The 19,647-nt window shown below is 75.8% G+C and carries 18 protein-coding genes; 11 read left to right on the top strand and 7 right to left on the bottom strand.

Features of this window, described 5'->3' with window-relative positions:
- Positions 1-83 precede the first annotated feature (83 nt).
- Positions 84-1,886, top strand: a complete 1,803-nt coding sequence (locus ACHZ99_RS23535; RefSeq protein ID WP_420306692.1) for an ATP-binding cassette domain-containing protein — start codon at positions 84-86, stop codon at positions 1,884-1,886.
- A 54-nt stretch (positions 1,887-1,940) separates the two neighbouring features.
- Here the strand turns inward: ACHZ99_RS23535 and ACHZ99_RS23530 are convergent, their stop codons facing one another.
- Complete coding sequence (locus ACHZ99_RS23530; protein WP_420306691.1) at positions 1,941-3,410, bottom strand: aminotransferase class V-fold PLP-dependent enzyme; 1,470 nt, start codon at positions 3,408-3,410, stop codon at positions 1,941-1,943.
- Positions 3,411-4,075: 665 nt separating this feature from the next.
- On the opposite strand from ACHZ99_RS23530, the gene ACHZ99_RS23525 reads away from it, so the two are divergent.
- The 3 genes from ACHZ99_RS23525 to ACHZ99_RS23515 all read left to right on the top strand — a co-directional run bounded on the left by ACHZ99_RS23525 (position 4,076) and on the right by ACHZ99_RS23515 (position 6,745).
- Positions 4,076-4,825, top strand: coding sequence for a class I SAM-dependent methyltransferase (locus ACHZ99_RS23525; RefSeq protein ID WP_420306690.1), 750 nt, complete (start codon positions 4,076-4,078; stop codon positions 4,823-4,825).
- 94 nt (positions 4,826-4,919) lie between these two features.
- A complete protein-coding gene (locus ACHZ99_RS23520) occupies positions 4,920-5,366 on the top strand; it encodes an SPW repeat protein (RefSeq protein ID WP_420306689.1) in 447 nt (148 codons plus the stop codon).
- Between the two features lie 239 nt (positions 5,367-5,605).
- Positions 5,606-6,745 (top strand): serine hydrolase domain-containing protein, encoded by a 1,140-nt coding sequence (locus ACHZ99_RS23515; RefSeq protein ID WP_420306688.1) that lies wholly within the window; start codon positions 5,606-5,608, stop codon positions 6,743-6,745.
- A 30-nt stretch (positions 6,746-6,775) separates the two neighbouring features.
- Here the strand turns inward: ACHZ99_RS23515 and ACHZ99_RS23510 are convergent, their stop codons facing one another.
- Positions 6,776-7,408, bottom strand: coding sequence for a TetR/AcrR family transcriptional regulator (locus ACHZ99_RS23510; RefSeq protein ID WP_420306687.1), 633 nt, complete (start codon positions 7,406-7,408; stop codon positions 6,776-6,778).
- A 105-nt stretch (positions 7,409-7,513) separates the two neighbouring features.
- Between ACHZ99_RS23510 and ACHZ99_RS23505 the strand changes: the two genes are divergently transcribed.
- Positions 7,514-8,524, top strand: a complete 1,011-nt coding sequence (locus tag ACHZ99_RS23505; RefSeq protein ID WP_420306686.1) for an ABC transporter permease — start codon at positions 7,514-7,516, stop codon at positions 8,522-8,524.
- 232 nt (positions 8,525-8,756) lie between these two features.
- Positions 8,757-10,628, top strand: a complete 1,872-nt coding sequence (locus ACHZ99_RS23500; protein ID WP_420306685.1) for a CocE/NonD family hydrolase — start codon at positions 8,757-8,759, stop codon at positions 10,626-10,628.
- Positions 10,629-10,743: 115 nt separating this feature from the next.
- Here ACHZ99_RS23500 and ACHZ99_RS23495 read toward each other — a convergent pair whose 3' ends face one another.
- Together ACHZ99_RS23495 and ACHZ99_RS23490 are read right to left on the bottom strand one after the other, a co-directional pair.
- On the bottom strand, positions 10,744-11,211 hold the full coding sequence (locus tag ACHZ99_RS23495; protein ID WP_420306684.1) for a cupin domain-containing protein: 468 nt from the start codon (positions 11,209-11,211) through the stop codon (positions 10,744-10,746).
- A 55-nt stretch (positions 11,212-11,266) separates the two neighbouring features.
- Complete coding sequence (locus ACHZ99_RS23490; RefSeq protein WP_420306683.1) at positions 11,267-11,851, bottom strand: isochorismatase family protein; 585 nt, start codon at positions 11,849-11,851, stop codon at positions 11,267-11,269.
- A 193-nt stretch (positions 11,852-12,044) separates the two neighbouring features.
- Here ACHZ99_RS23490 and ACHZ99_RS23485 point away from each other — a divergent pair, with 193 nt between their 5' ends.
- The 3 genes from ACHZ99_RS23485 (at position 12,045) to ACHZ99_RS23475 (ending at position 14,604) form a co-directional block, all read left to right on the top strand.
- Positions 12,045-12,554 (top strand): MarR family winged helix-turn-helix transcriptional regulator, encoded by a 510-nt coding sequence (locus ACHZ99_RS23485; RefSeq protein ID WP_420306682.1) that lies wholly within the window; start codon positions 12,045-12,047, stop codon positions 12,552-12,554.
- 64 nt (positions 12,555-12,618) lie between these two features.
- Entirely contained in the window at positions 12,619-13,551 is a 933-nt protein-coding gene (gene hemC, locus ACHZ99_RS23480; RefSeq protein WP_420306681.1) for a hydroxymethylbilane synthase, read from the top strand.
- Between the two features lie 342 nt (positions 13,552-13,893).
- Positions 13,894-14,604 carry a response regulator transcription factor gene (locus ACHZ99_RS23475; protein ID WP_420306680.1) on the top strand — a complete coding sequence of 237 codons (711 nt, stop codon included), beginning with the start codon at positions 13,894-13,896 and terminating at the stop codon, positions 14,602-14,604.
- Positions 14,605-14,678: 74 nt separating this feature from the next.
- Here the strand turns inward: ACHZ99_RS23475 and ACHZ99_RS23470 are convergent, their stop codons facing one another.
- The 3 genes from ACHZ99_RS23470 to ACHZ99_RS23460 form a co-directional block, all read right to left on the bottom strand.
- Positions 14,679-15,239 carry a hypothetical protein gene (locus ACHZ99_RS23470; RefSeq protein ID WP_420306679.1) on the bottom strand — a complete coding sequence of 187 codons (561 nt, stop codon included), beginning with the start codon at positions 15,237-15,239 and terminating at the stop codon, positions 14,679-14,681.
- Positions 15,236-17,221 (bottom strand): alpha/beta fold hydrolase, encoded by a 1,986-nt coding sequence (locus tag ACHZ99_RS23465; RefSeq protein ID WP_420306678.1) that lies wholly within the window; start codon positions 17,219-17,221, stop codon positions 15,236-15,238. Before ACHZ99_RS23465 ends, ACHZ99_RS23470 begins: the two co-directional genes overlap by 4 nt.
- Before the next feature lie 158 nt (positions 17,222-17,379).
- Positions 17,380-17,682, bottom strand: coding sequence for a hypothetical protein (locus ACHZ99_RS23460; protein WP_420306677.1), 303 nt, complete (start codon positions 17,680-17,682; stop codon positions 17,380-17,382).
- Between the two features lie 280 nt (positions 17,683-17,962).
- Here ACHZ99_RS23460 and ACHZ99_RS23455 point away from each other — a divergent pair, with 280 nt between their 5' ends.
- The gene (locus tag ACHZ99_RS23455) at positions 17,963-19,180 is read left to right on the top strand and encodes a methyltransferase (RefSeq protein ID WP_420306676.1); all 1,218 of its coding nucleotides are present in this window, start codon (positions 17,963-17,965) and stop codon (positions 19,178-19,180) included.
- Positions 19,158-19,613 carry a thiol-disulfide oxidoreductase DCC family protein gene (locus ACHZ99_RS23450; protein WP_420306675.1) on the top strand — a complete coding sequence of 152 codons (456 nt, stop codon included), beginning with the start codon at positions 19,158-19,160 and terminating at the stop codon, positions 19,611-19,613. The genes ACHZ99_RS23455 and ACHZ99_RS23450 overlap by 23 nt, the downstream gene beginning before the upstream one ends.
- Positions 19,614-19,647: the final 34 nt, after the last annotated feature.

The raw sequence follows: 19,647 nt of genomic DNA, 5'->3' as shown, positions 1-19,647 counted from the left end.
GGGGCGGGCGCTGATCATCCGATCGCCCGGATCCGCGCGAGCCGCGAGGGTCCAGCACGCGGTTCCTTTGGCATGCTGCACTCATGTCGACGCCGCCCCCGCGCCCGGGTGTCTCCACCGGGGTCTTCCCGGGTGTCCCCGCTCCGCCGGCCGCCGGGCTGCGCCTGCGGGCGCGGCGGGTGAGCCGGGACGTACGCGGCGCGGGGCGGGTGCTGCGCGAGGTGTCGCTGGACGTCGCGCCCGGCGCCCTCACCGTGATCGCCGGGAGCAGCGGCGCCGGCAAGACGGTGCTGCTGCAGACGCTGGCGGGGCTGACGGCGCCGAGCGAGGGCGAGGTGCTGCACGACGGCGCGCCGCCCGGGCCGCCGGGGCCGGAGTTCGGGTTCGTGCCGCAGGACGACATCATCCACCGCGAGCTGCCGCTGCACCGCACGCTCGTGTACGCGGCCGGTCTGCGGATGCCGCCGGGCCTGCCGGCCGGGGCGGTCGCCGCGACCGTCGACGGGGTGCTCGCCACCCTCGGGCTCACCTCGCGGCGCGACACCCCGGTGCGGGCGCTGAGCGGGGGCGAGCGCAAGCGGGCAAGCATCGCGGTGGAGCTGCTCACCCGGCCCCGGGTGCTGTTCCTCGACGAGCCGACGTCCGGGCTCGACCCGGCCACGGGCGCGGAGCTGATGCGCACCCTGCGCCGGCTGGCCGACGACGGCACCACCGTGGTGCTGACCACGCACGTCCTCGCCGACCTGCCGCGCTGCGACCAGGTGGTCTTCCTGTCCGCGGCGGGTGAGGCGGCGTACGCGGGAGACCCGGGGGGCCTGTGCGCGGCGTTCGGGGTGCGGACGGCGGAGGAGGTGTACGAGGCGGTGGCCGGCGGCGCCCGGGCGGCGGGGGCGGAGCCCGGGGACGGCGCCGGGGGCGAGATCCCGGAGCAGGCCGACGCGCCGTCGCCGGCCGCGGCCCCGACGCCCCCGCCCGCCTCCGCCACCCCGCCCGCTCCGCCCGCCGCCGCTGTCCCCGCCGGGCGGGCGGCCCGCGTCGGCGCCCTGCGCCAGTGGGCCCTGCTCACCCGCCGCGGCACCGCCCTGATGCTCCACAACCGGCTCTCCGTCGCCGTCCTCGCCGGCTCCCCGGTCATGATCGTGGCGATGTTCGCCGTGCTCTTCCGCGCCGGCGCGTTCGACCCCGCGTCGCCGGATCCCGGGTCCAGCGCGATGATCATGTTCTGGATCGCCTTCGGCGCCTTCTTCTTCGGGCTGACCTACGGCCTGCTCCAGATCTGCACCGAGTTGGCCGTGCTGCGCCGCGAATGGCTCGCCGGGCTGCGGATCGGCCCGTACGTCGCCTCGAAGCTCACCACCGTGCTCCCGGTGCTCGCCCTGGCCGACGCGCTGCTGCTGGCCGTGCTCCGCGCGCTGGACCGGCTGCCCCCAGCCGGCTGGGGCACGTACGCCTCGCTGTTCGTGTCGTGCGTGCTGGCCTCCGCCGCCGCGCTCGCGCTCGGGCTGCTCGCGTCGGCGGCGGTGTCGGAGCCGGGGCAGGCGACGCTGATGCTGCCGCTGCTGTGCTTTCCGCAGGTGCTGTTCTCGGGGGCGTTCGTACCGGTGCCGCGGATGACCCTGGGCGGCGAGGCGCTCAGCTGGGCGATGACCAACCGCTGGGCGTTCGAGGCGCTGGGCAGCGGGGTGGGGCTCGCGTCGCTGTGGCGTACGGGCGGCTCGCCGCTGGGGCCGCCGCTGCTGGAGTCGTACGGGGACTCCTTCGGGCACCCGGCGGCGCGGGGGTGGGCGATCCTGGCGGGCTTCGCGATGCTGTTCCTGGCGCTGACCTGGTGGGTGCTGGTGCGCAAGTGCCGGGACGGCGCGGTGCGCAGCCGCCAGGGCCGCTAGCTCCGGGCCCGGCGGCCGGGCCCCCGGCCGCGGGTGCCGGGCGCCGCCCGCGGGTCAGCAGCCCTGCCGCGGCGCGAGCCCGGCCACGTCGGGCACCCGGTCCCGGTACGTCCGCGCCACGAACGACAGAAACGTTTCTACATCGACGGGCTGCGACGCCACCCCCAGCGAGACGCGCACCGCGCCCGCCGACGGCAGGCCCAGCAGCTCCAGGTACTCCTCCAGCGAGCCGAGCCGCCGCCGGGCCGCCCGCCGCAGCAGGCGCGGCGGCAGGCCGAAGGCCGCCTCGCCGGCGCCCGGGTTGCAGAAGCAGCCGGTGCGCAGGGAGATGCCGGCCGCGGCGCTGTCGCGGATGATGACGCGCTCGTCGACGACCCGGCCGGCGGCGTCGAGCACATTCAGCGCGACGGTGCCGCCGCGCGGCGTGCCCGTACGGCCCGGCGCCGCCGACCCGTCCGGCCCGTACACCCGCACCAGCGGCGAGCCGTCGCCGTGCCGCAGCTCCCGCAGCCCCGCGAGCAGCCGCCCGGTCAGCGCGGCGACGTGGTCGTGGACCCGGTCCATGCCGATGCGCCCGATCCAGGCGAGCCCGGCGGTGACGTCCGGTATGGCGAGGAAGTTGACCGTGCCGTCCTCGAACGCGGCCTCGTCGTCGGCGAGGACGTGCCACTGCGCCTGCGCGCTGACCGCGTAGATGGTGCCGCCGGCGAACCACGGCCGGCGCAGCCGCGCCAGCGCCGCCCGGCGGGCGACGAGGGCGCCGACGCCGGTGGGGTGGCCGAAGACCTTGTACCAGCTGACGACGGTGAAGTCCGGGTGGTGGCGGCCGAGGTCCAGGCCGTTCGCCGGTACGTAGGCCGCCGCGTCGAGGACGACGTCGTAGCCGAGCCGCTGGGCGGTCGCGATCCACTCCAGCGGGTGCTGCACGCCGGTGAAGTTGCTCTGCGCCGGATACGCCAGCAGCCCCCGCCGCCCCGCCCCGCCGCCGGGCCACCGGGCCCGTACCGCCAGGGCGGCGCGCATCCGGTCCTCGTCGATGCCCAGGTCCGGGGCGCGCAGCGGGACGTACTCGACGGCCGCGCCGCGCGCCCGCGCGTACTCGCGCAGGCCGTTGACCGAGTTGTGGTTGTCGAGCGGCATGACGAGCCTGCTCCCCCGCCCGAGCGGGTACGCCTCGCCGACCAGCCGCAGCGCGCCCGTGGCGTTGGGCGTGAAGATCACGGCGTACTCGGCGGGGTCGGCGTTGAAGTGCCGCAGCACCGCCGCGCGGGCCTCGGCGAGCAGCTCGCCGGAGGCGCGGGAGGCGGGGTTCTCGGAGTGCGGGTTGCCGAACAGCCCGCCGGTGACCCGCCGGGCGCTCCCCGCGACGAGGGAGCGGGGCGGGAGTCCGGCGCCGGTGTGGTCGAGGTAGGTGTGCCCGCCCTCGTCCAGATAGCCGAACTCGCGTCCCCGCAGCTCCGCGAAGAGGCCGGGGGCCTCCGCCGGGTCCTCGCGTACGTGCCGGGTGGTGTCTGCCCTGCCCATGGACCCCTCCGCATGAAATCTGCCAAAGGTAGCCATACCAGGATGACACCGACGAGGCCCGGCGACCCCCTGCCGACGCGGCGAATCGCGGGCCATCGGGCCCGCACGGCCCTGAATTCGGGTGGCGTGGACCCGCGGCGGGCCGCCCGCGCCACCGCCGTGGCGCGTCCGGATCCGCCGCGCCTCTTCGGCGGGGAGCACGACGGCGAGTTCGCCGCCGCCCGGCGCCCGGCGGGCGCGCGGGAGTTGCCCCTCGCTCCGGCCCGCGGCAACTCCCCCCCGGGAACAGCCCGGGAGCCTCGCACGCCCCGGCAGGCGGCACGTGCGCCGGGGGGCGGCACCCGTCTACGGAACACGATGCCCGAAACTGCCTGCCGCTGATCGCCGAGTTGCCGACCCCGGCGCAGTGGGCCGCGTTCGGCGCCGACCAGCGCCGGCGGGTCGGCGCTGGTCGGGGACCGGCGGCGCGGGGGCGTTCCTGCCGTGGCTGCTCGACGGCGTACCGGAGGGCCACCGGCGCGAGGTGCCGGCGGCGCTTCCGCCGCCGGTCCGCGCGCTGTTCCGCACCGTGTGGAACCCCCGCTGCCGCCCCCGCACCGGCGCCGCCGGATATACGCCCTGCGCGCGGAACAGCGGCCGGGCCGCCGCGGCATAGGGTGGCGAACATGGACCCAGCAGACTTCTACACCGGAATCGTCGCCGAACTGTACGGGCCGCTGAAGTCCGTCACCCAGGACCCGGAGCCGTACGCCGCCTTCGTCGAGGAGGCCGGTTCCCCGGCGCTGGAGCTGGGCTGCGGCGACGGCGAGCCGCTGCTCGAACTGCGCCGCCGGGGGCTGGACGTGGACGGCGTCGACTCCTCCCCGGACATGCTGGACCGGCTGCGGCGGCGCGCCGCCGAGGAGGGGCTGCACGTGGCCGTGTTCCATCAGCGCATGGAGGCGCTGGACCTGCCCCGGCGGTACGCGGCGGCCTTCCTCACCGGCCCGACGTTCAACCTGCTGCCCGACGACGCCACCGCGCTGGCCGCCCTGCGCGCCATCCGCGCCCACCTCACCGAGGGCGGCACCGCCCTCGTCCCGCTGCACCTGCCCGCGCCCACCCCCGCCGAGGACGTCGGCCGCGCCCGTACGGCCACCGCCCCCGACGGCGCCGAGCTGCGGGTCCGGGTCGTCGCCGAGAACCGCGACGAGCACACCCGCACCCAGACGACGCTGCTGCGGTACGAGCGCCTCCACTCCTCGGGCAGCAGCGTCACCGAACGCCCGTGGGTGCTGCACTGGTACACCCGCGACGGCTTCGAGACCCTGGCCGCCGTCGCCGGCCTCGACGTCGCCGGGGTGACCGACCCGCAGGGCGCGCCCGCCTCCCCCGACGCGTACGACGTCCACGTGCGGCTGCGGACCGCGGGCTGACCCGCGCGGCGGCGCCTACCCACCGGTCACCCAAACGGGCGTATCGTGTGATAAGGGGATGCATGCGACTCTTCTTGGAGAGGAGGCAGCAACCATGTCGTATCCGCAACACACCACCGACATGACCTCGCACCCCGACGTGGGCGAGATGCGGGAGCGATTCGATCGCACGGCGGCCGGGGGTGGTGTGGTTGCCCTCGAAGGACTGATCCTGCTCGCCGGCTTGTACGCCGCGATTTCGGCCTGGGTCGTGCACTTCACGGGGAACACCAACCTAGCCGTCAGCAATCTCATCGTCGGCATCACCGTCGGCCTGGTCGGCCTCGGGCTGTCCCTCGCGCCCGAGCGGACGTCCGGCCTGGCCTGGCTGGCCGTGCCCCTCGGGGCCTGGCTGGTGGTCTCCCCCTGGGTGGTCACCACCGCGAACACCGCACCCGACGGCGCCATCTGGAGCAACTGCTTCGTCGGCGGCGCCATCGCCCTGCTGGGGCTGCTCGCCATGGGAATGACCGTGCGCTTCGGCAGAAAGGCGAAGGAGTAGGACCGGACGCTCCTGCCCCGCGGCACCCGGCGCCGGACGCCGGGCGCCGCGGGGCGACGGAGGTGAGGTGAGGACCGGAAGGACCACGCCGCTGTTCAACTCCCCGCGCCCGCACGGCGGACGGCGCCCCGGGGTGGGGGAAACCCCCGGGCCGTTACGGCGACCAGCACCATCGCCGCCGCCCCGCCGCGGGCGGCAGGCTTCCCACGTACGGAAACGGCGACAGCGTGGGAGCACGGGTGAAGCGGGTACAGCGGGTGCTGGTGACGGCGGCGACGGCGCTGGCGGTGGTCGCCGGGGCGGCCGGCGCCGCACCGGGGGCGGGGCGGGACGGCCACGGCGGGGCCGAGGGGCCCGGGCGGCTCCAGGAGCGGCTGGACGGGCTCGTGGCCGAGGGGGCGGTGGGCGTCGTCGCGGAGGTGCACGACGGCCGGCGCGGGTGGCGCGGCACCGGCGGCGTCGCCGAGGCCGGTACGCCGCGGAAGGTCCCGGCGCACGGGCGGTTCCGGGCGGGCAGCGTCATGAAGACGTTCCTCGCCACCACCGTCCTGCAACTCGTCGACGACGGCACGCTGCGGCTGGACGACCCGGTCGACACGTGGCTGCCGGGCGCCGTCCCGGACGGCCGCCGCATCACCCTGCGGCACCTGCTGGGCCACACCAGCGGGCTCTACGACTACAAGCGCACCCTGACCGTGCTGCCGCCCGACCCGGCGTTCCTCGACGAGCGGTGGCGCACCTGGACCCCCGCCGAGCTGGTGCGCCGCGCCGTCGCCCACCCGCCGACCTCGACGCCGCCGGGCTCGGCGTACGCGTACTCCAACACCGGCTACGTCCTCCTCGGCCAGATCGTCGAGGCGGCCACCGGCCACTCGTACGCCGACGAGATCGAGCGCCGGATCATCCGGCCGCTGCGGCTGCACGGCACCTCGCTGCCCGGGACGGACCCGCGCATCCGCGGGCCGCACCCGCACGGCTACGTGCCGATCGAGCGGGACGGCGGCGGCACCCGGCTCGTGGACGTCACCGAGATGAACCCGTCGATGTTCGGCGCGGGCGGCGAGCTGATCTCCACGGCCCGCGACCTCGACCGGTTCTTCGCCGCGCTGCTCGGCGGGCGGCTGCTGCCGGACCGGCTGCTGACGGAGATGCGGACGGCGTCGTCCGCGGACGGGCGGTACGGGCTGGGGCTGGCCTGGAAGGAGACCGCGTGCGGGAAGACGGTGTACGGCAACGACGGCGACGCCCTGGCGTACCAGACCTGGTCGTACACGACCGCGGACCTGAGCCGCCGGGTCACGCTCGCGGTCACGCCGGACCACCGGGCGGACCTGGACGACTCCGTGGACGCCCTGCTGGACGAGGTCTTCTGCGGCTGAACCGGCCGCCCCGGGCCCCCGCTGCCGCGCTCAGCCGCGGTAGTGGGGGTCCGCCTCGGGTGAGAGCAGCGCGCGCAGGCCGCTGCTCAGTTCGCCGCCGACGTCCTTGAACACCGCCCGCTGCACGATGAACCCCTGGATCAGGGCCATCAGAACGCGTACGACGTGGTCGGCCGGGACGTCCGCGCGCAGGTGGCCGGCGTCCTGGTAGGTGCGTACGACGACGACCCACATGACGCGCATCCGGTCGTACAGGGCGTGGAGCGTCGCGGCCAGGCTCTCGTCCCGCAGGGTCTCGCTCCACACCTGGAGGATCAGCTCGGCGAACGCGCCCGGCCGGTCGGTCCCCGCGCGGCGCGCCTGCTCTTCGAGCGCGCGGGTCAGGACGCCGTCGATCACCTCGTCGAGCGGGCGCAGCGGAGCCTCCCGGCCGGCGGACTCGAAGGCCAGCCGCATCCGGTCGAACGCCTCCTCGGCGACGGCCCTGATCAGCTCGTTCTTGCCGCGGAAGTAGCGGTAGACGGCGCCGGAGGACAGCCCGGTCTCCTTGAAGACGTCCTGCATGGACGTGGCGTGGAAGCCGTTGCGCGTGAAGCAGCGCCGCGCGCCGTCGAGGATCTGCCGGCGCCGGGCGTCCAGGTGGGCCTGGGATACGCGAGCCATGCCGCCACCGTAAAACGAACGTTCCTTCTTGACAAGCCGCGGCGGCCGCGCGCATGGTGAGTCTCGTAAAACGAACGATCCTTCTCTTTACGATCGAGGCTTCCGATGTCCTCCACCCGCAGCGCGCTCGCGGTCGTCGTCCTGGTCCCGGCGCTGATCGCCCTCGCCCTCTGGGCCTTCGTCTGGCCCAGCGCCCGGCTCGCCCCCCGCGACCTGCCCCTCGGCGTCGCCGGACCGGCCCAGGCCACCGCGCCGGTCACGGCGCAGCTGGCCGAGCGCGGCGACGCCTTCGCGGTGCACACGTACCCGGACGCGGCCGCCGCCCGCACCGCGATCGAGGAGCGCGAGATCTACGGCGCCGTCGTCGCCACCCCCGACGGGCCCGAGCTGCTGATCGCCTCCGCCGCCGGCCCGAGCGTCGCCCGGCTGCTCACCGAGGCGGTCGGCGAGCAGGCCGCCGGCGGCGCCGGGGCGACCGCGCGCCCCGTACCGACGAAGGACGTGGTGCCGCTGCCCGCGGCCGACCCCCGCGGCTCCGCCCTCAACTCCAGCGTCCTGCCGCTGGCGCTGGCGGGCCTCGCGCTCGGCGGCGCGGCCACGCTGCTCGGCCTGCGCGGCGGCCGCGCGGTGCCGGTGCTGCTGGGCGGGGCCGCGGCGATCGGCCTGGTCGCCGCCGCGGTCGCGGACAGCTGGCTCGGCGCCCTGGCCGGCGGCTGGTGGACGGAGGCCGGCGCCCTCGGCCTGACCGTCCTCGCCGGCGCCGCGGGGGTCGCGGGCCTGGCCGCGGTGCTCGGCCGGGCCGGGATGGGGCTGGGCAGCCTGGTGGTGATGCTCCTGGGCAACCCGTTCTCCGGCGTCACCTCGGCCCCGGAGATGCTGCCGGAGCCGGTGGGCGCGATCGGGCAGCTGCTGCCCCCGGGCGCGGGCGGCTCGCTGGTCCGCTCGGTCGCCTACTTCGACGGCAACGGCGCCGCGGGCCCGCTGGCGGTGCTGCTGACGTGGACGGTCGCCGGGCTGTCGCTGGTGGCGGCCGGCCCCCTGCTCGCCGGCCGGCGGCGGAAGCGGGCGGAGGCGCCGGCCGCGGACCGGCCCGCGGGGGCGCGGGTGGCGGCGTGACGGGAGGGGGATGGGGGTGACGGTGGCGGCGTGACGGCCGGGCGGGTCCCTGGTCACCGCGGGCCCGCCCGGCGGCGCGGGCAACGCCCGGGCCCTACCGGCTCGTTGACGTGTACGCGATGTGATCATACGCTCCACGCGTCGGCCCGGCCGCGCCGGTCACCTGCGCTCCTCCGGGTACGCGGCCGTCCGCCGCCCCCCACAACTCCGTCACGTCACCCCGGGAGTTGCCTTGAAGAGACGCCACGCGGCCGCCTGGGCCGCCTCCGCACTCGCCGCCGTCCTCGCGGCCACCGGCGCGCTCGCCGGCCCCGCCACCGCGGCGCCCGACGCGACCGCCCCGAAGGCCCGTACCGCCACCGCCACCGACCCCGTCACCCACGAGGAGAACGACCGCGTCCCCGAGGGCGCGCGGTGGACGCAGCACTACTTCCCCTCCGCCGACGACTCCGGCACCGAACTGCACGCCGACGTGCTGCTGCCCGAGGGGCTGGAGCGGGGCGAGGAGGTGCCCGTCATCCTGTCCGTCGGGCCGTACTTCGCGCACGCCGGCGCCACCGGCGACGAGGGCTGGTCGCACGCCGGGCCCTCCTCGCGCTTCCTGGACTTCATCGAGGGCGCCGACGTCTTCGCCGAGGGCTACGCCTTCGTCATGGTCGACCTGCGCGGCTTCGGCGGCTCGACGGGCTGCCTGGACTGGGCCGGGCCCGGCGAGCAGGCCGACGTCGAGGCCGCGATCGACTGGGCCGCGAGCCGGCCGTGGTCGACGGGCGCGGTGGGGATGTACGGCAAGTCGTACGACGGCGTGACCGGGCTGATCGGCAACAACCTGGACCAGCGGGCGCTGAAGGCCGTCGTGTCGCAGGAGCCGGTGTGGGACATGTACCAGTACATCTACTCCAACGGCGTCCCCCGCCCCAACGTGACCGGCACGGCCAACGCGTACAACTCCATCGCCACCCTCCCCCCGATGGCCGACGACGACCCCCGCTACCGGGCCAACGCCCGCTGGGAGGAGACCCACCCGGAGTGCCTGACGGAGAACGCCGCCGGCTACCGGATCTCCGACCAGCGCAGCGAGCACTGGAAGGCGCGCGACCTGGCGCGGCTGGCCAAGGGCAGCGACACGCCCCTCTTCGTCACGCAGGGCTTCATCGAGCCCAACACCAAGCCGGAGGAGATGGAGGAGTACCTGCTGGGCCACCGCGGCCCCGAGCGCGGCTGGCTCGGCCAGTGGGACCACGTCCGCGGCGGCGACCGGGTGCCGGACGGCCGGCTGGCGATGGGGCGCGAGGGCTGGTACGACGAGACGCTCGCGTTCTTCGACGAGTACCTGAAGGGCGAGCGGCCGGACGTCCGTTACCCGAGGTACGCCATGGAGGACAACACCGGCGACTGGCGCGCGCAGCGCACCTGGCCGGTCGTCGAGCGGCGCGCGGGCATCCGGCTGGGCGGCGGCTCGTACGTCGACGACGGCGGCGCCGCGGCCCGCGCCGACCTCACCGCCTCCGGGCGCGCGGCCCCCGGCAAGCCCGCGCAGCCGCCGGGGAAGTGGGACATGGAGAACGCACCCGCGGCCGAGCCGGCCGCGCCGAACGGGCTGGCGGCGGAGGCCGCCCGGGCGCAGCGGGCCGGCGAGGTCACGTCGAGCTTCTTCGTGTGGTCCGAGCCGCTGCGGCAGGACGTGCGCGTCACCGGCACCCCGCGGGTCTCGCTGAACGCCGGGGGCGCGGGGAACGTCATGATCAAGATGTACGACGTCGCCCCCGACGGCACCGCCGTGATGTTCGACGAGCAGGTCTCGCTGCTGAAGCGGGGGCGGTTCACCGTCGACCTGAAGGCGACCGACTGGCGGCTGGCGGCCGGGCACGTGCTCGCCGTGGAGATCGGCACCATCCAGACCGGCTCGTGGCGGGACACCCCGTCCGGCGAGACGATCCGGGTCCGCGGCGCCACGCTGCACCTGGCCCTGGACGGCCCCGCCGACGACGTGCCGACCGGCGGCGCGCGCTCGCCGTACCTGGACAGCTACCTCGACCGGTACACGGTGGACCTCCCCGCGGGCCCGCCGTCGTTCACCGTCCCCGGCGTCCGGCACCGCTGACCGCCGGCCGACCAGGCACCGCACAGCACGGCCGCCGCCCGGGAGCGCACCGGCTCACGGGCGGCGGCCCCGCCCACTTTCGCGTGCGACGTACGGCGCCGCCGTGTGCGGGGCGTCAGCGCGGTGGGCCGAGGACGAGCTGGCCGTGGCTGTCCGCCGCGGCGGCCAGCGCGTCCGGGGTGATCTCGAAACCGTCGGGTCGGGGTGTGGTGATGTCGCGTCCGGCGCTGCGGAACATGCCCTCGATGCCGCTGGGGGTGGCGATCATCAGCAGGTCCGCGGTGTCGGAGGTGATGCGGTAGCCGTGCGGCAGGTTCCGTGGCAGGTAGACGATGCCGCCCTCGTTCAGCTCCAGTTCCTCGTCACCGGCCCAGAGCAGGGCGGTGCCGCTGATGAGCAGGAAGATCTCGTCTTCCCGGGTGTGCAGGTGGAAGGGTGGCGCCTCGCCCTTGTTCACCCGGAACCGGCCGACCGTGAGTGCGCCGTCGGTCGCCTGGCCGTCCAGCAGGACGGAGAAGGTCCCGCCGTCCAGCCACTCAAGGGTCTGCTGCTGGTCGGGCTGCGCGACGTAGCTCATGGACATGGGTACTCCTCGAAGGAGAAGGGGGCAGGTCGGACCGGGATGTCGGACCGGGGCGTCAGGTCGGGATCAGCTCGCCGACGATCGGGATGAGCTTCTCGCCGGCAGGGGTGGCCCAGTGGCGGGCCAGCTCGGTGAGGATCATGTTGGTCGAGGTGATGCCGGCGCCGGCGTTCGCCATCCGCTGCCTGGCGACCTCGTCGGCGAGCGTGCTCATCGAGCCGCCGGCGTCGGCGACCACCTGGACGCGGTGGCCCCGGTCGAGTGCGGTGAGCGTCGGGTAGACGGTGCACACGTCGTTGGTGACCCCGGCGATGATCAGGTTCTGCCGGCCGGTGGCTCGCACGGCGTCGGCGAAGTTCGGGTCGTCCATGGCGTTGACGACACCGACGCGCTGGATCCGGTCGGCGAACTCCGCCGGGGCGACCTGCTGGAACTCCTCAAGCAGCGGGCCCTGCGCGTGGTCTTCCAGCGAGGTGGTCAGGACCAGGGGGATGTCGAGTGCCCTGGCCGCCTTGGCCAGGGCCAGGGCGTTGGCCTTGACGTCGGCGAAGGGCGCCGAGCGGATCCAGCTCATCGTGCCGACCTGGTGGTCGATGAGCAGGACGGCGGAGTCCTCGGGGGTGAACAGGTTGAGGGACATGGGCTTCTCCCCGGGTGTGGTGGTGATGGCTGTCGTGGTGCCGGGAGGCGTCCGACCGATATGTGGTCGGCCACGTAACTTCGACAGTACAGATATGTGGTCGGCCACGCAAATGGGGGAGAGAGGCCGGACGTCGCGCTATGCTCATTCCCGTTGCCAGCCACGTAACTGTCCGACAGGTCCGGGAGGTCCCATGGAGTCCGCCGAGCGGGGCGAGAGCGCCGGGGCCGGGTGGCCGGAGCGCACCGGCCGCCTCAGCTATGCGATCTTCTCCCTGGCGCGCACCCACCGCGCCTACGCGGCCAAGCTGCTGCGCGACCTCGGCCTGTACCCGGGTCAGGAGCATCTGCTGATGCAGTTGCTGGACCGCGACGGGCAGAGCCAGTCCGAGCTGCTCGCCGCCGTGGGCCTGGACCACTCCACCGTCTCCAAGTCGCTCAAGCGGATGCAGGACGCGGGGCTGGTCGTGCGGGAGAAGTCCAGCGAGGACCGGCGGGCGATGCGCGTGTACCTCACCGAGGCGGGACGGGCCATGCGCGACCGGCTTGAGCAGATGTGGTCGACCCTTGAGGACGCTTCGACGTCCGGGCTGAGCGAACAGCAGGTCGAGGACTTCATCGCGACCAGCGAGTCCATCAGCGCGGCGATCGTGGACCACCACGCCCGCAGCCCGCACCCCGCACCCGCCCCCGGCCTGAACTGACCGTCGGCCGGGACCGCCGGCGCCCGGCCGCGGGGGCCGTTTCTGACGGACTATCGTGTACGCCATGTCCGTGCCCGAGCACATCCGCATCGTCTCGCGCGACTCCCCCATGGCTCTCGCCCAGGTCGAGCGCGTCCGCGCCGAGCTGGCCGCGCTGCACCCCGGCATCCGCACCGAGGTCGTGCCGGTGAAGACCACCGGCGACCGGTGGCTGGGCGACCTGTCGCAGGTCGACGGCAAGGGCGCGTTCACCAAGGAGGTCGACGCCGCGCTGGTGACCGGGGCGGCGGACCTCGCGGTGCACTGCGTCAAGGACGTGCCCGCGGACCGGCCGCTGCCGGCCGGGACGACGTTCGCCGCGTTCCTGCGCCGGGACGACATCCGCGACGCGCTGGTCCACCCCGGCGGGCTCGGCCTGGACGACCTGCCCGCGGGCACCCGGATCGGCACCTCCTCCGTGCGCCGGATCGCGCAGCTGTCCGCCGCGTACCCGCATCTGGAGTGCGTGCCGTTCCGCGGCAACGCCAACCGCCGGCTGGCGAAGCTGTACGCCGGGGAGGTCGACGCGCTGCTGCTGGCGGTGGCCGGGCTGGAGCGCATCGGCCGGGCCGACGTGATCACCGAGGTGCTGCCGGTGGAGACGATGTGCCCGCCGCTGGGCGCCGGGATCCTGGCGTTGCAGTGCCGCGAGGACGACACCGCGACCATCGACGTCGTCAGCGACCTCAACCACCCGGAGACGTACCGGGAGGCGATGGCGGAGCGGATGTTCCTGCACGTGCTCCAGGGCCACTGCAACAGCCCGATCGCCGGCTTCGCCACCGCCGCGCCCGACGAACTGTGGCTGCGCGGCCGGGTGTTCACCCCGGACGGCAAGACCGTGCTCGACGCCCGCGAGTCCGCCGGGCGGCTCACCCCGCCGGACCTCGGCACGTCGGTGGCGCTGGCGCTGCTGCGGCAGGGCGCGCGCGAGCTGATCGACGGCATCGCGCACTGACGGCGGGCCTGCGGCAGCCGGTGGTCGAGGGCCGGCGCCTCCCCGGTGCCCGGCCGCGCTGAACTTCAGCCCGTGGACAGGCGCGCGTGGGGCGGAAGTCGGCCACGATACAGGGCGGTTTTCGCCACAAGCGGGCCCGTCGGACCGGCCGGGGCGCGCCGTCGCGCCCGTTCAGGGCGGGGGCGGCCGCCGCGGAAACGGGCCGAACCGGGCACGATCCGCCGCGTTCCACGCGCCGGTCACCGGCCGGTACGGCGGTAGCTTGCGAACTGACCAGTCGGGTTTTTCTGCGCGACCAGATCCGTATCAGTGAGGTGAGTTCGCGTGCTTTCCGTAGGGATCGTGACGCCTGACCGCCGGCACCTGTCGCACGTGCTCGGGCTCGCACTCGACAAGTTCCACATCGACATCGTGCTCAGCGGCGCCGCGGTGGCGGACGCCGTCTCGCGCCCGGAGGCCGGGCGGGTGGACGTCTGGCTGGCGCGGCCGGCCGCGGCCACCGCGGAGTCCGTACGCGAGTTCCGGCGGCTGGTGCCGCCGCGGGGGACGGCCGAGTACGGGGCAGAGGACGGCGGCGCCGGGGCAGGGGCCGGCGCCGGGGCGGGGGCTGTGGGGCGGCCGCGGCCGCTGGCCGTCGTCTGCGGGGGCGAGGAGAGCCAGGTGTCGCAGGCGCTGGCGTTGGGGGCGTCGGCCGTGATGCTGCCGGACGACTCGGTGTTCGACACGGCGGCCGCCCTGTACGCGGCGGCCTCCCGGGACCTGTTCGTCTCGCCGCGGCTGCTGCGCCGGGTGTCGCGGCGGCTGAGCGACGTGCTCAGCGGGCCGCTGCCGGTGAGCGTGGACGTGCTGACCGAGCGGGAGCAGCGGGTGCTGAGCCTGATGTCGGCGGGCATGTCCAACGGGGCCATCGCCCGCTCGCTGTGCATCAGCCCGGCGACGGTGTCCACGCACGTGGGGCACATCCTGCGCAAGCTGGGCGCCGGGAACCGTACCCAGGCCGTGATCGCCGCCCTGCGGCAGTCGCTGATCGCCCACCCGGCGCACCGCGCCTGAGGGCGGCACGGCGCGCCGGGGCGCGGCGGCGGTCACGGCGGGGCCGTCACGTACGGCCCGTCAGGTACGGCCCGTCACGTCCGGCGGCTCGGCGGCAGCTCGTGGAAGTCGGACGCGAACAGCGTGCGCGGCTCCTCCTCCTCGTCGAAGCCGCCGGACGACACCACGAGGAACTGGACCCGCCGGGCGCCCGGCGGGTGCGGGCAGTGGTGCGTGACGAAGGTGAGCAGCGCCAGGTAGGGGATGGTCAGTTGCAGCACCTCGATGCGCTTCTCGTCCAGCGCGAGCTGGGTCAGCTCCGAGACCGTGTCGGGCAGCAGCTTCTCCACCCGCCGCCCGGGGTGCCAGATCATGTGCCGGAGCGTGCGCCGCTCCAGCATCGGCGCCTCGGACCACGGGGTGGTGCCGCCGTCCGCGAGCCGCTCGCGCTTCAGGACGTGGATGTCGGAGCGGCCGGGGTTGGGGGCGAAGAACGTGGTGACGGGGATCGCCGTGTTGATCGGATCGATGCGGGTGAGGAACCGCGGGGTCCTGCGGAACTGCTTGGCCACGGTGAGCCCCAGCCAGGAGGCGAGGACGCCGTAGAGCCCGTAGCGGGCGGCGGTGTGCGGGAGTGCGGTGCCGGTGGTGGTCATGTGCGGTCTCCTTGGGCTCCTTCGGGGGCGGGCTCGGCGGGTACGGCACGGGCCGGGCCCGCCGCCGCGCGCGTACGCGCCCACTCCACGGCCCGTACGACGTGCGCGGCGTGCGCCTCGTCCAGCACCAGCGACTCATGCCCCGCCTCCTCGACGAGGTCGTGCCGGGAGACCGTCGACAGCAGCGCCAGCTCCCGCTGGAGCTCGGCGTGCAGCGGATCGCTGCGCACCGTCTCGCCCGCCGTGACCACCGCGACCGGGGTGTCGGTCGCCGGCAGCGGCAGCCGCGCGTCGGGGCCCCAGGTGCGCTGCGACTCGGCCAGCTCCTCGCGCGCCGTACGCCACAGCCGCGGCCGGCGCACGATCCGCGCCGTCGCCTCGCCCAGCGGCCCCGGCAGCCCGCTCATCTGCTGCGGGCGGCCGGAGTAGCGCAGCAGGCCGAACGCCGCCTGGAGGCCGGTCGTCGTCATGCGCTGCCGGATCCAGGGCAGCGCCTCGCGCTGCCGCGGGGAGCGGACGAACTGCTCGGGGTGGGTGGCGTCCACGAACACCAGGGCGCCGGTGAGTTCGGGGTGGCGGCGGGCGAAGGTGCGGATCAGCAGGCCGCCGACGGAGTGGCCGACGAGGACGTACGGCGGCTCGATCCCGAGCGTGCGCAGGGTCCCGGCGAGGACGTCGGCGGCCTCGTCCGGGCCCTGCGGGCGGTCGGCGGCGTCGCTCCAGCCGATGCCGGGGCGGTCGTACGCGGTGCTGGGCGTCCGCGGGTCGAGGCCGCGCTGCACCCAGCCCCACTGGGTTGCGGGGGCGGCGAGGCCGTTCTCGAAGACGACGGCGGGGCCGTCGGCGCCGGGGTTGCGGGGCAGCGCGTGGACGGTGCGGCCGGCGACGGTGAGGAGGCGGCCGGGCGCGTCGCGGCGCAGCCGGGCGTCGCGTACCCGGTCGGCCCGCCGCGCCGCGGCGCCGGCCAGCAGCGCGAGCCCGGCGCCGACGGTGACGGCGGCGGCGCCGCGGGGGGTGGCGGCGGTGCGGAGGAGGCGGCGGGCGGCGGCGTACGGGGCGGTGGTGCGGGGGGCGCCGGGGCGGGCGCGGGGGCCGAGGGAGCGGGAGACGTGGGCGAGCGCCGGGTAGGTGGAGCAGTACGACCACACGAACCGGTTGAGGCCCATGAAGCGGGCGTTGCCGAGGTGGAAGCCCGTACCCGCGGCCAGGATCCCGCGCGCCACCGGCCGCGGGGCGACCAGCACCAGCGGGAACGCCATCTCGCCCAGGATCGTCGCCCACGCCACCGACTTCGCCAGCCACGGCCGGTCGCGTACGGCGCGGAAGAAGAGCGGGTCGCCGAAGGTACTCGTGCGGAAGATCTCCGGGATCGCCGTGCCGTCGCGCCACACCGGGGAGATCAGCTTGGCCGCGCCCGAGGTGAAGTACGCCATGCAGACCTGCGCGGCGAGGAAGCGCACCAGCGTCTCGCGGGCCCGCGGGTCGTGCCCGAACGCCTTCTCGGCGGCGGACACCGCGTAGTTGACGAACGTCAGGTGGTCCGAGCCGTCGAGGCCGAAGCCGCCCATGCGGGTGTGCAGGCCGTGCGCGGTGCCGCACATCGTGGCCGCGAGCACGCCGCGCTGCGCGCGGGTGGCGCCGGGCAGCAGCAGGCCGAGGCCGGTGAGCGCGCGGGTCTGCACCAGGCCGACGACGCCGGGGTAGCCGAAGACCTTCGCCAGCCGCTCCTCGCCGGCGCGGCGCCACCACAGCGGGGCGCGCAGCCGCATCACGGGCCAGGAGAACAGGCCGTCGTCGGCGAGGGTGTCGGCGGTGGCGAGCTGTTCGACGGCGCCGATGGTGGCGCCGACGGAGGTCATCAGCTCCAGCTTGCGGAAGACGGTGTCGATGTCGTCGCGGCCGCCGCAGAGCCGGCCGGCGAGGAGGCGGGCGGCGGCGACCGGGGCGGGGGCGGGGGCGGGTGGGGCATCGGGGGGTGTCACGGGGCGGGTCTCCCTTCGGGCGGTGCGGCGGTGCGCTCCCGGGCGGCGGCGGGTGCCGTCCGCCCGGGAGCGCCGCGGCCGGCCGGACGCCGGGCGGTGCCGGGGTGCGGGCGGTGCCGGACGTCAGGCCGTACGGCGGCGGGGGTGCGGGCCGGCCGTCAGACCATGCCCGGGTGGCCGCCGGTCAGCTGGTCGACCGAACGGCCGCGGACCGCGGCGCCGTCGGGGGCGTCGGGCGAGGTGCCGTCGTGGTAGCCGAACGCGGTGGCGAAGGCCGTGGCCGGGCCGAGCGCGCAGCCGACCGCCCCGGCGACCGTCAGCGCGATCAGCGGGGTGAAGAGCACCGGGACGACCCGGTCGGCCGGGGCGGCGAAGTGCTCGTCGTGCTCGGCCGCGTTCCGCTGCGCCCAGACGGCGATGCGGGAGTCCTCCGTCGTGGGGGGCTGCATGGTCGGTGTCATGACCACTCCTTTCGTCGGGAGGTTCCGAAGCTAGGTCCGGCGGCGGGGCCCGGCATCCGGCCGATGCACCGTCTCGGCGGCGGGTGGGGAGGTGTTCTGCGGATTGACGCGGCGCCGGGGTCCGGTTTACGGGCAGGGGCGTGGCGCGCGGGTCCGGCGGCTGTCAATCCCCCGTGGCCCGCTCGTGTGCGGTGGGCCCTCCGGTGAACGGCGGATGCGCGGGCGCGGGCGCCGGTCCTACGTTCCGGGGCACGAGGACGCCGAGCGGGAGGGCCGGAGCATGAGCGAGCCGACGCACGACGGGGGCGGGGAGCGTACGCGGGAGCAGGAGGGGACACCGGCGCGGGAGGGGGCGCCGGCGGGAGACCGCGGCGGCGCCGACGAGGACGCCGCCCTGCGCGCCGCCACCGGCGCCCTCGTCTACGGCTTCGCGCTCTCCCGGGTCACCGCCGCCTTCGTTCGCCTCGGCATCCCCGACGCCCTCGCCGGCACCGCGCTCCCCGCCGGCCGTCTGGCCCGTGCCACCGGCACCCACGAGCCCTCCCTGCGCCGCCTGCTGCGCGCCGCGGCGGCGCTCGGCCTGCTGACCGTACGGCCCGGCGGGCGGTACGAACTCACCCTGCTCGGCGAGCTGTTCCGGGACGACCCGCGGCTGCGCCGGCTGGCGGAGCTGTACGGCGAGCCGGCCGTGTGGGGGGCGTACGGCGCGCTGGAGGACGCGGTGCGCGAAGGCGGCTCCGCCTTCCAGCACGCCCACGGCACCGGCCTCTTCGCGGCGCTGGAGGCGGACCGGCCGCTGGCGGGGCGGTTCACGGAGGCGATGGGCACGGTGACCGCGGCGCAGACCGCACCGGTGGTGTCGGGCTTCGACTTCGGCGGCGTCGGTCACCTCGTGGACGTCGGCGGCGGCGACGGGACGCTGCTGGCCGCGCTGCTGCGCGCGTACCCGCGGATGCGCGGCACCCTGCTGGAGCGCCCCGCGGCCCTCGCCGCCGCGCCGCGGGTGCTGCGGGCGGCGGGGGTGGCGGACCGGTGCGCGCTGGTGGAGGGCGACTTCTTCGCCGCGGTGCCGGCGGGCGCCGGCGGCCCGGCCGACGCCTGCCTGCTGAAGAACATCCTGCACAACTTCGGCGACGACGACTGCGTGCGCCTGCTCCGCGCCTGCCGGGCGGCGCTGCGGCCGGGCGGGCGGGTGCTGGTGCCCGCGCCGGTGCTGCCGGAGGCCGGGGGCGGGAGCGGGGACGGGGGCGGTGGCGGGACGCGCGGGGAGGCGGACGTGGCGCTGGCGCTGAGCGACGTGGAGATGATGGTGCTGACGGCCGGGCGGGAGCGCACCCTCGGCGAGTACCGCGCGCTGTTCGCCCGCGCCGGGCTGGCGCTGCCGGCCGGGGCGCCGGCGGTTTTGCCCGGGCTGCCCCACCATCACATGCTGGAGGGGAGGAACGAGGACGGGTACGGGACCGAGGAGGCGCGAGATGCAGCTGCTGTACGACGGTGACTGCGGCTTCTGCACCGGGTGGGCCGACTTCGGGCGCCGGTGGTTCGCGCCCCGGGTGCGGATCGTGCCGTGGCAGTCGGTGGACGTGGCGGCGTACGGGGTGCCGGAGGAGCGGCTGCTGCGCGAGGTGGTGCTGGTCGGGGCGGAGCCGGTGGAGAAGAGCGGACCCGCGCGGGCGGCCGGCGGCCGGGCGGCGGCCGGGTCCGGGTCCGCCGCCGCGGCCCCGTACCCCGGCGGCGCTCTGGCCATCGCCGGCACCCTCCGCAGCGGCAACCGCGCCGGCCGGCTCCTCGGCCGCGCCCTCGCCGCCCGGCCGGTGCGCCGCCCCGCCGCGGCCGTCTACCGCCTGGTCTCCCGCCACCGCTACCGGCTGCGCTTCCCCCTCCTCCCGGCCCGCTCCGGCGCGAGCTGCGGCGTCCCGCCCCGGACCTGATCCACCAGGCTGTTCAACCGACCGGTTGACCACG

The sequence above is a fragment of the Streptomyces sp. MAR4 CNX-425 genome (assembly GCF_048656465.1).
Classification (GTDB): Bacteria; Actinomycetota; Actinomycetes; order Streptomycetales; family Streptomycetaceae; genus Streptomyces.
This window is presented reverse-complemented; position numbering and strand designations above follow the sequence as displayed.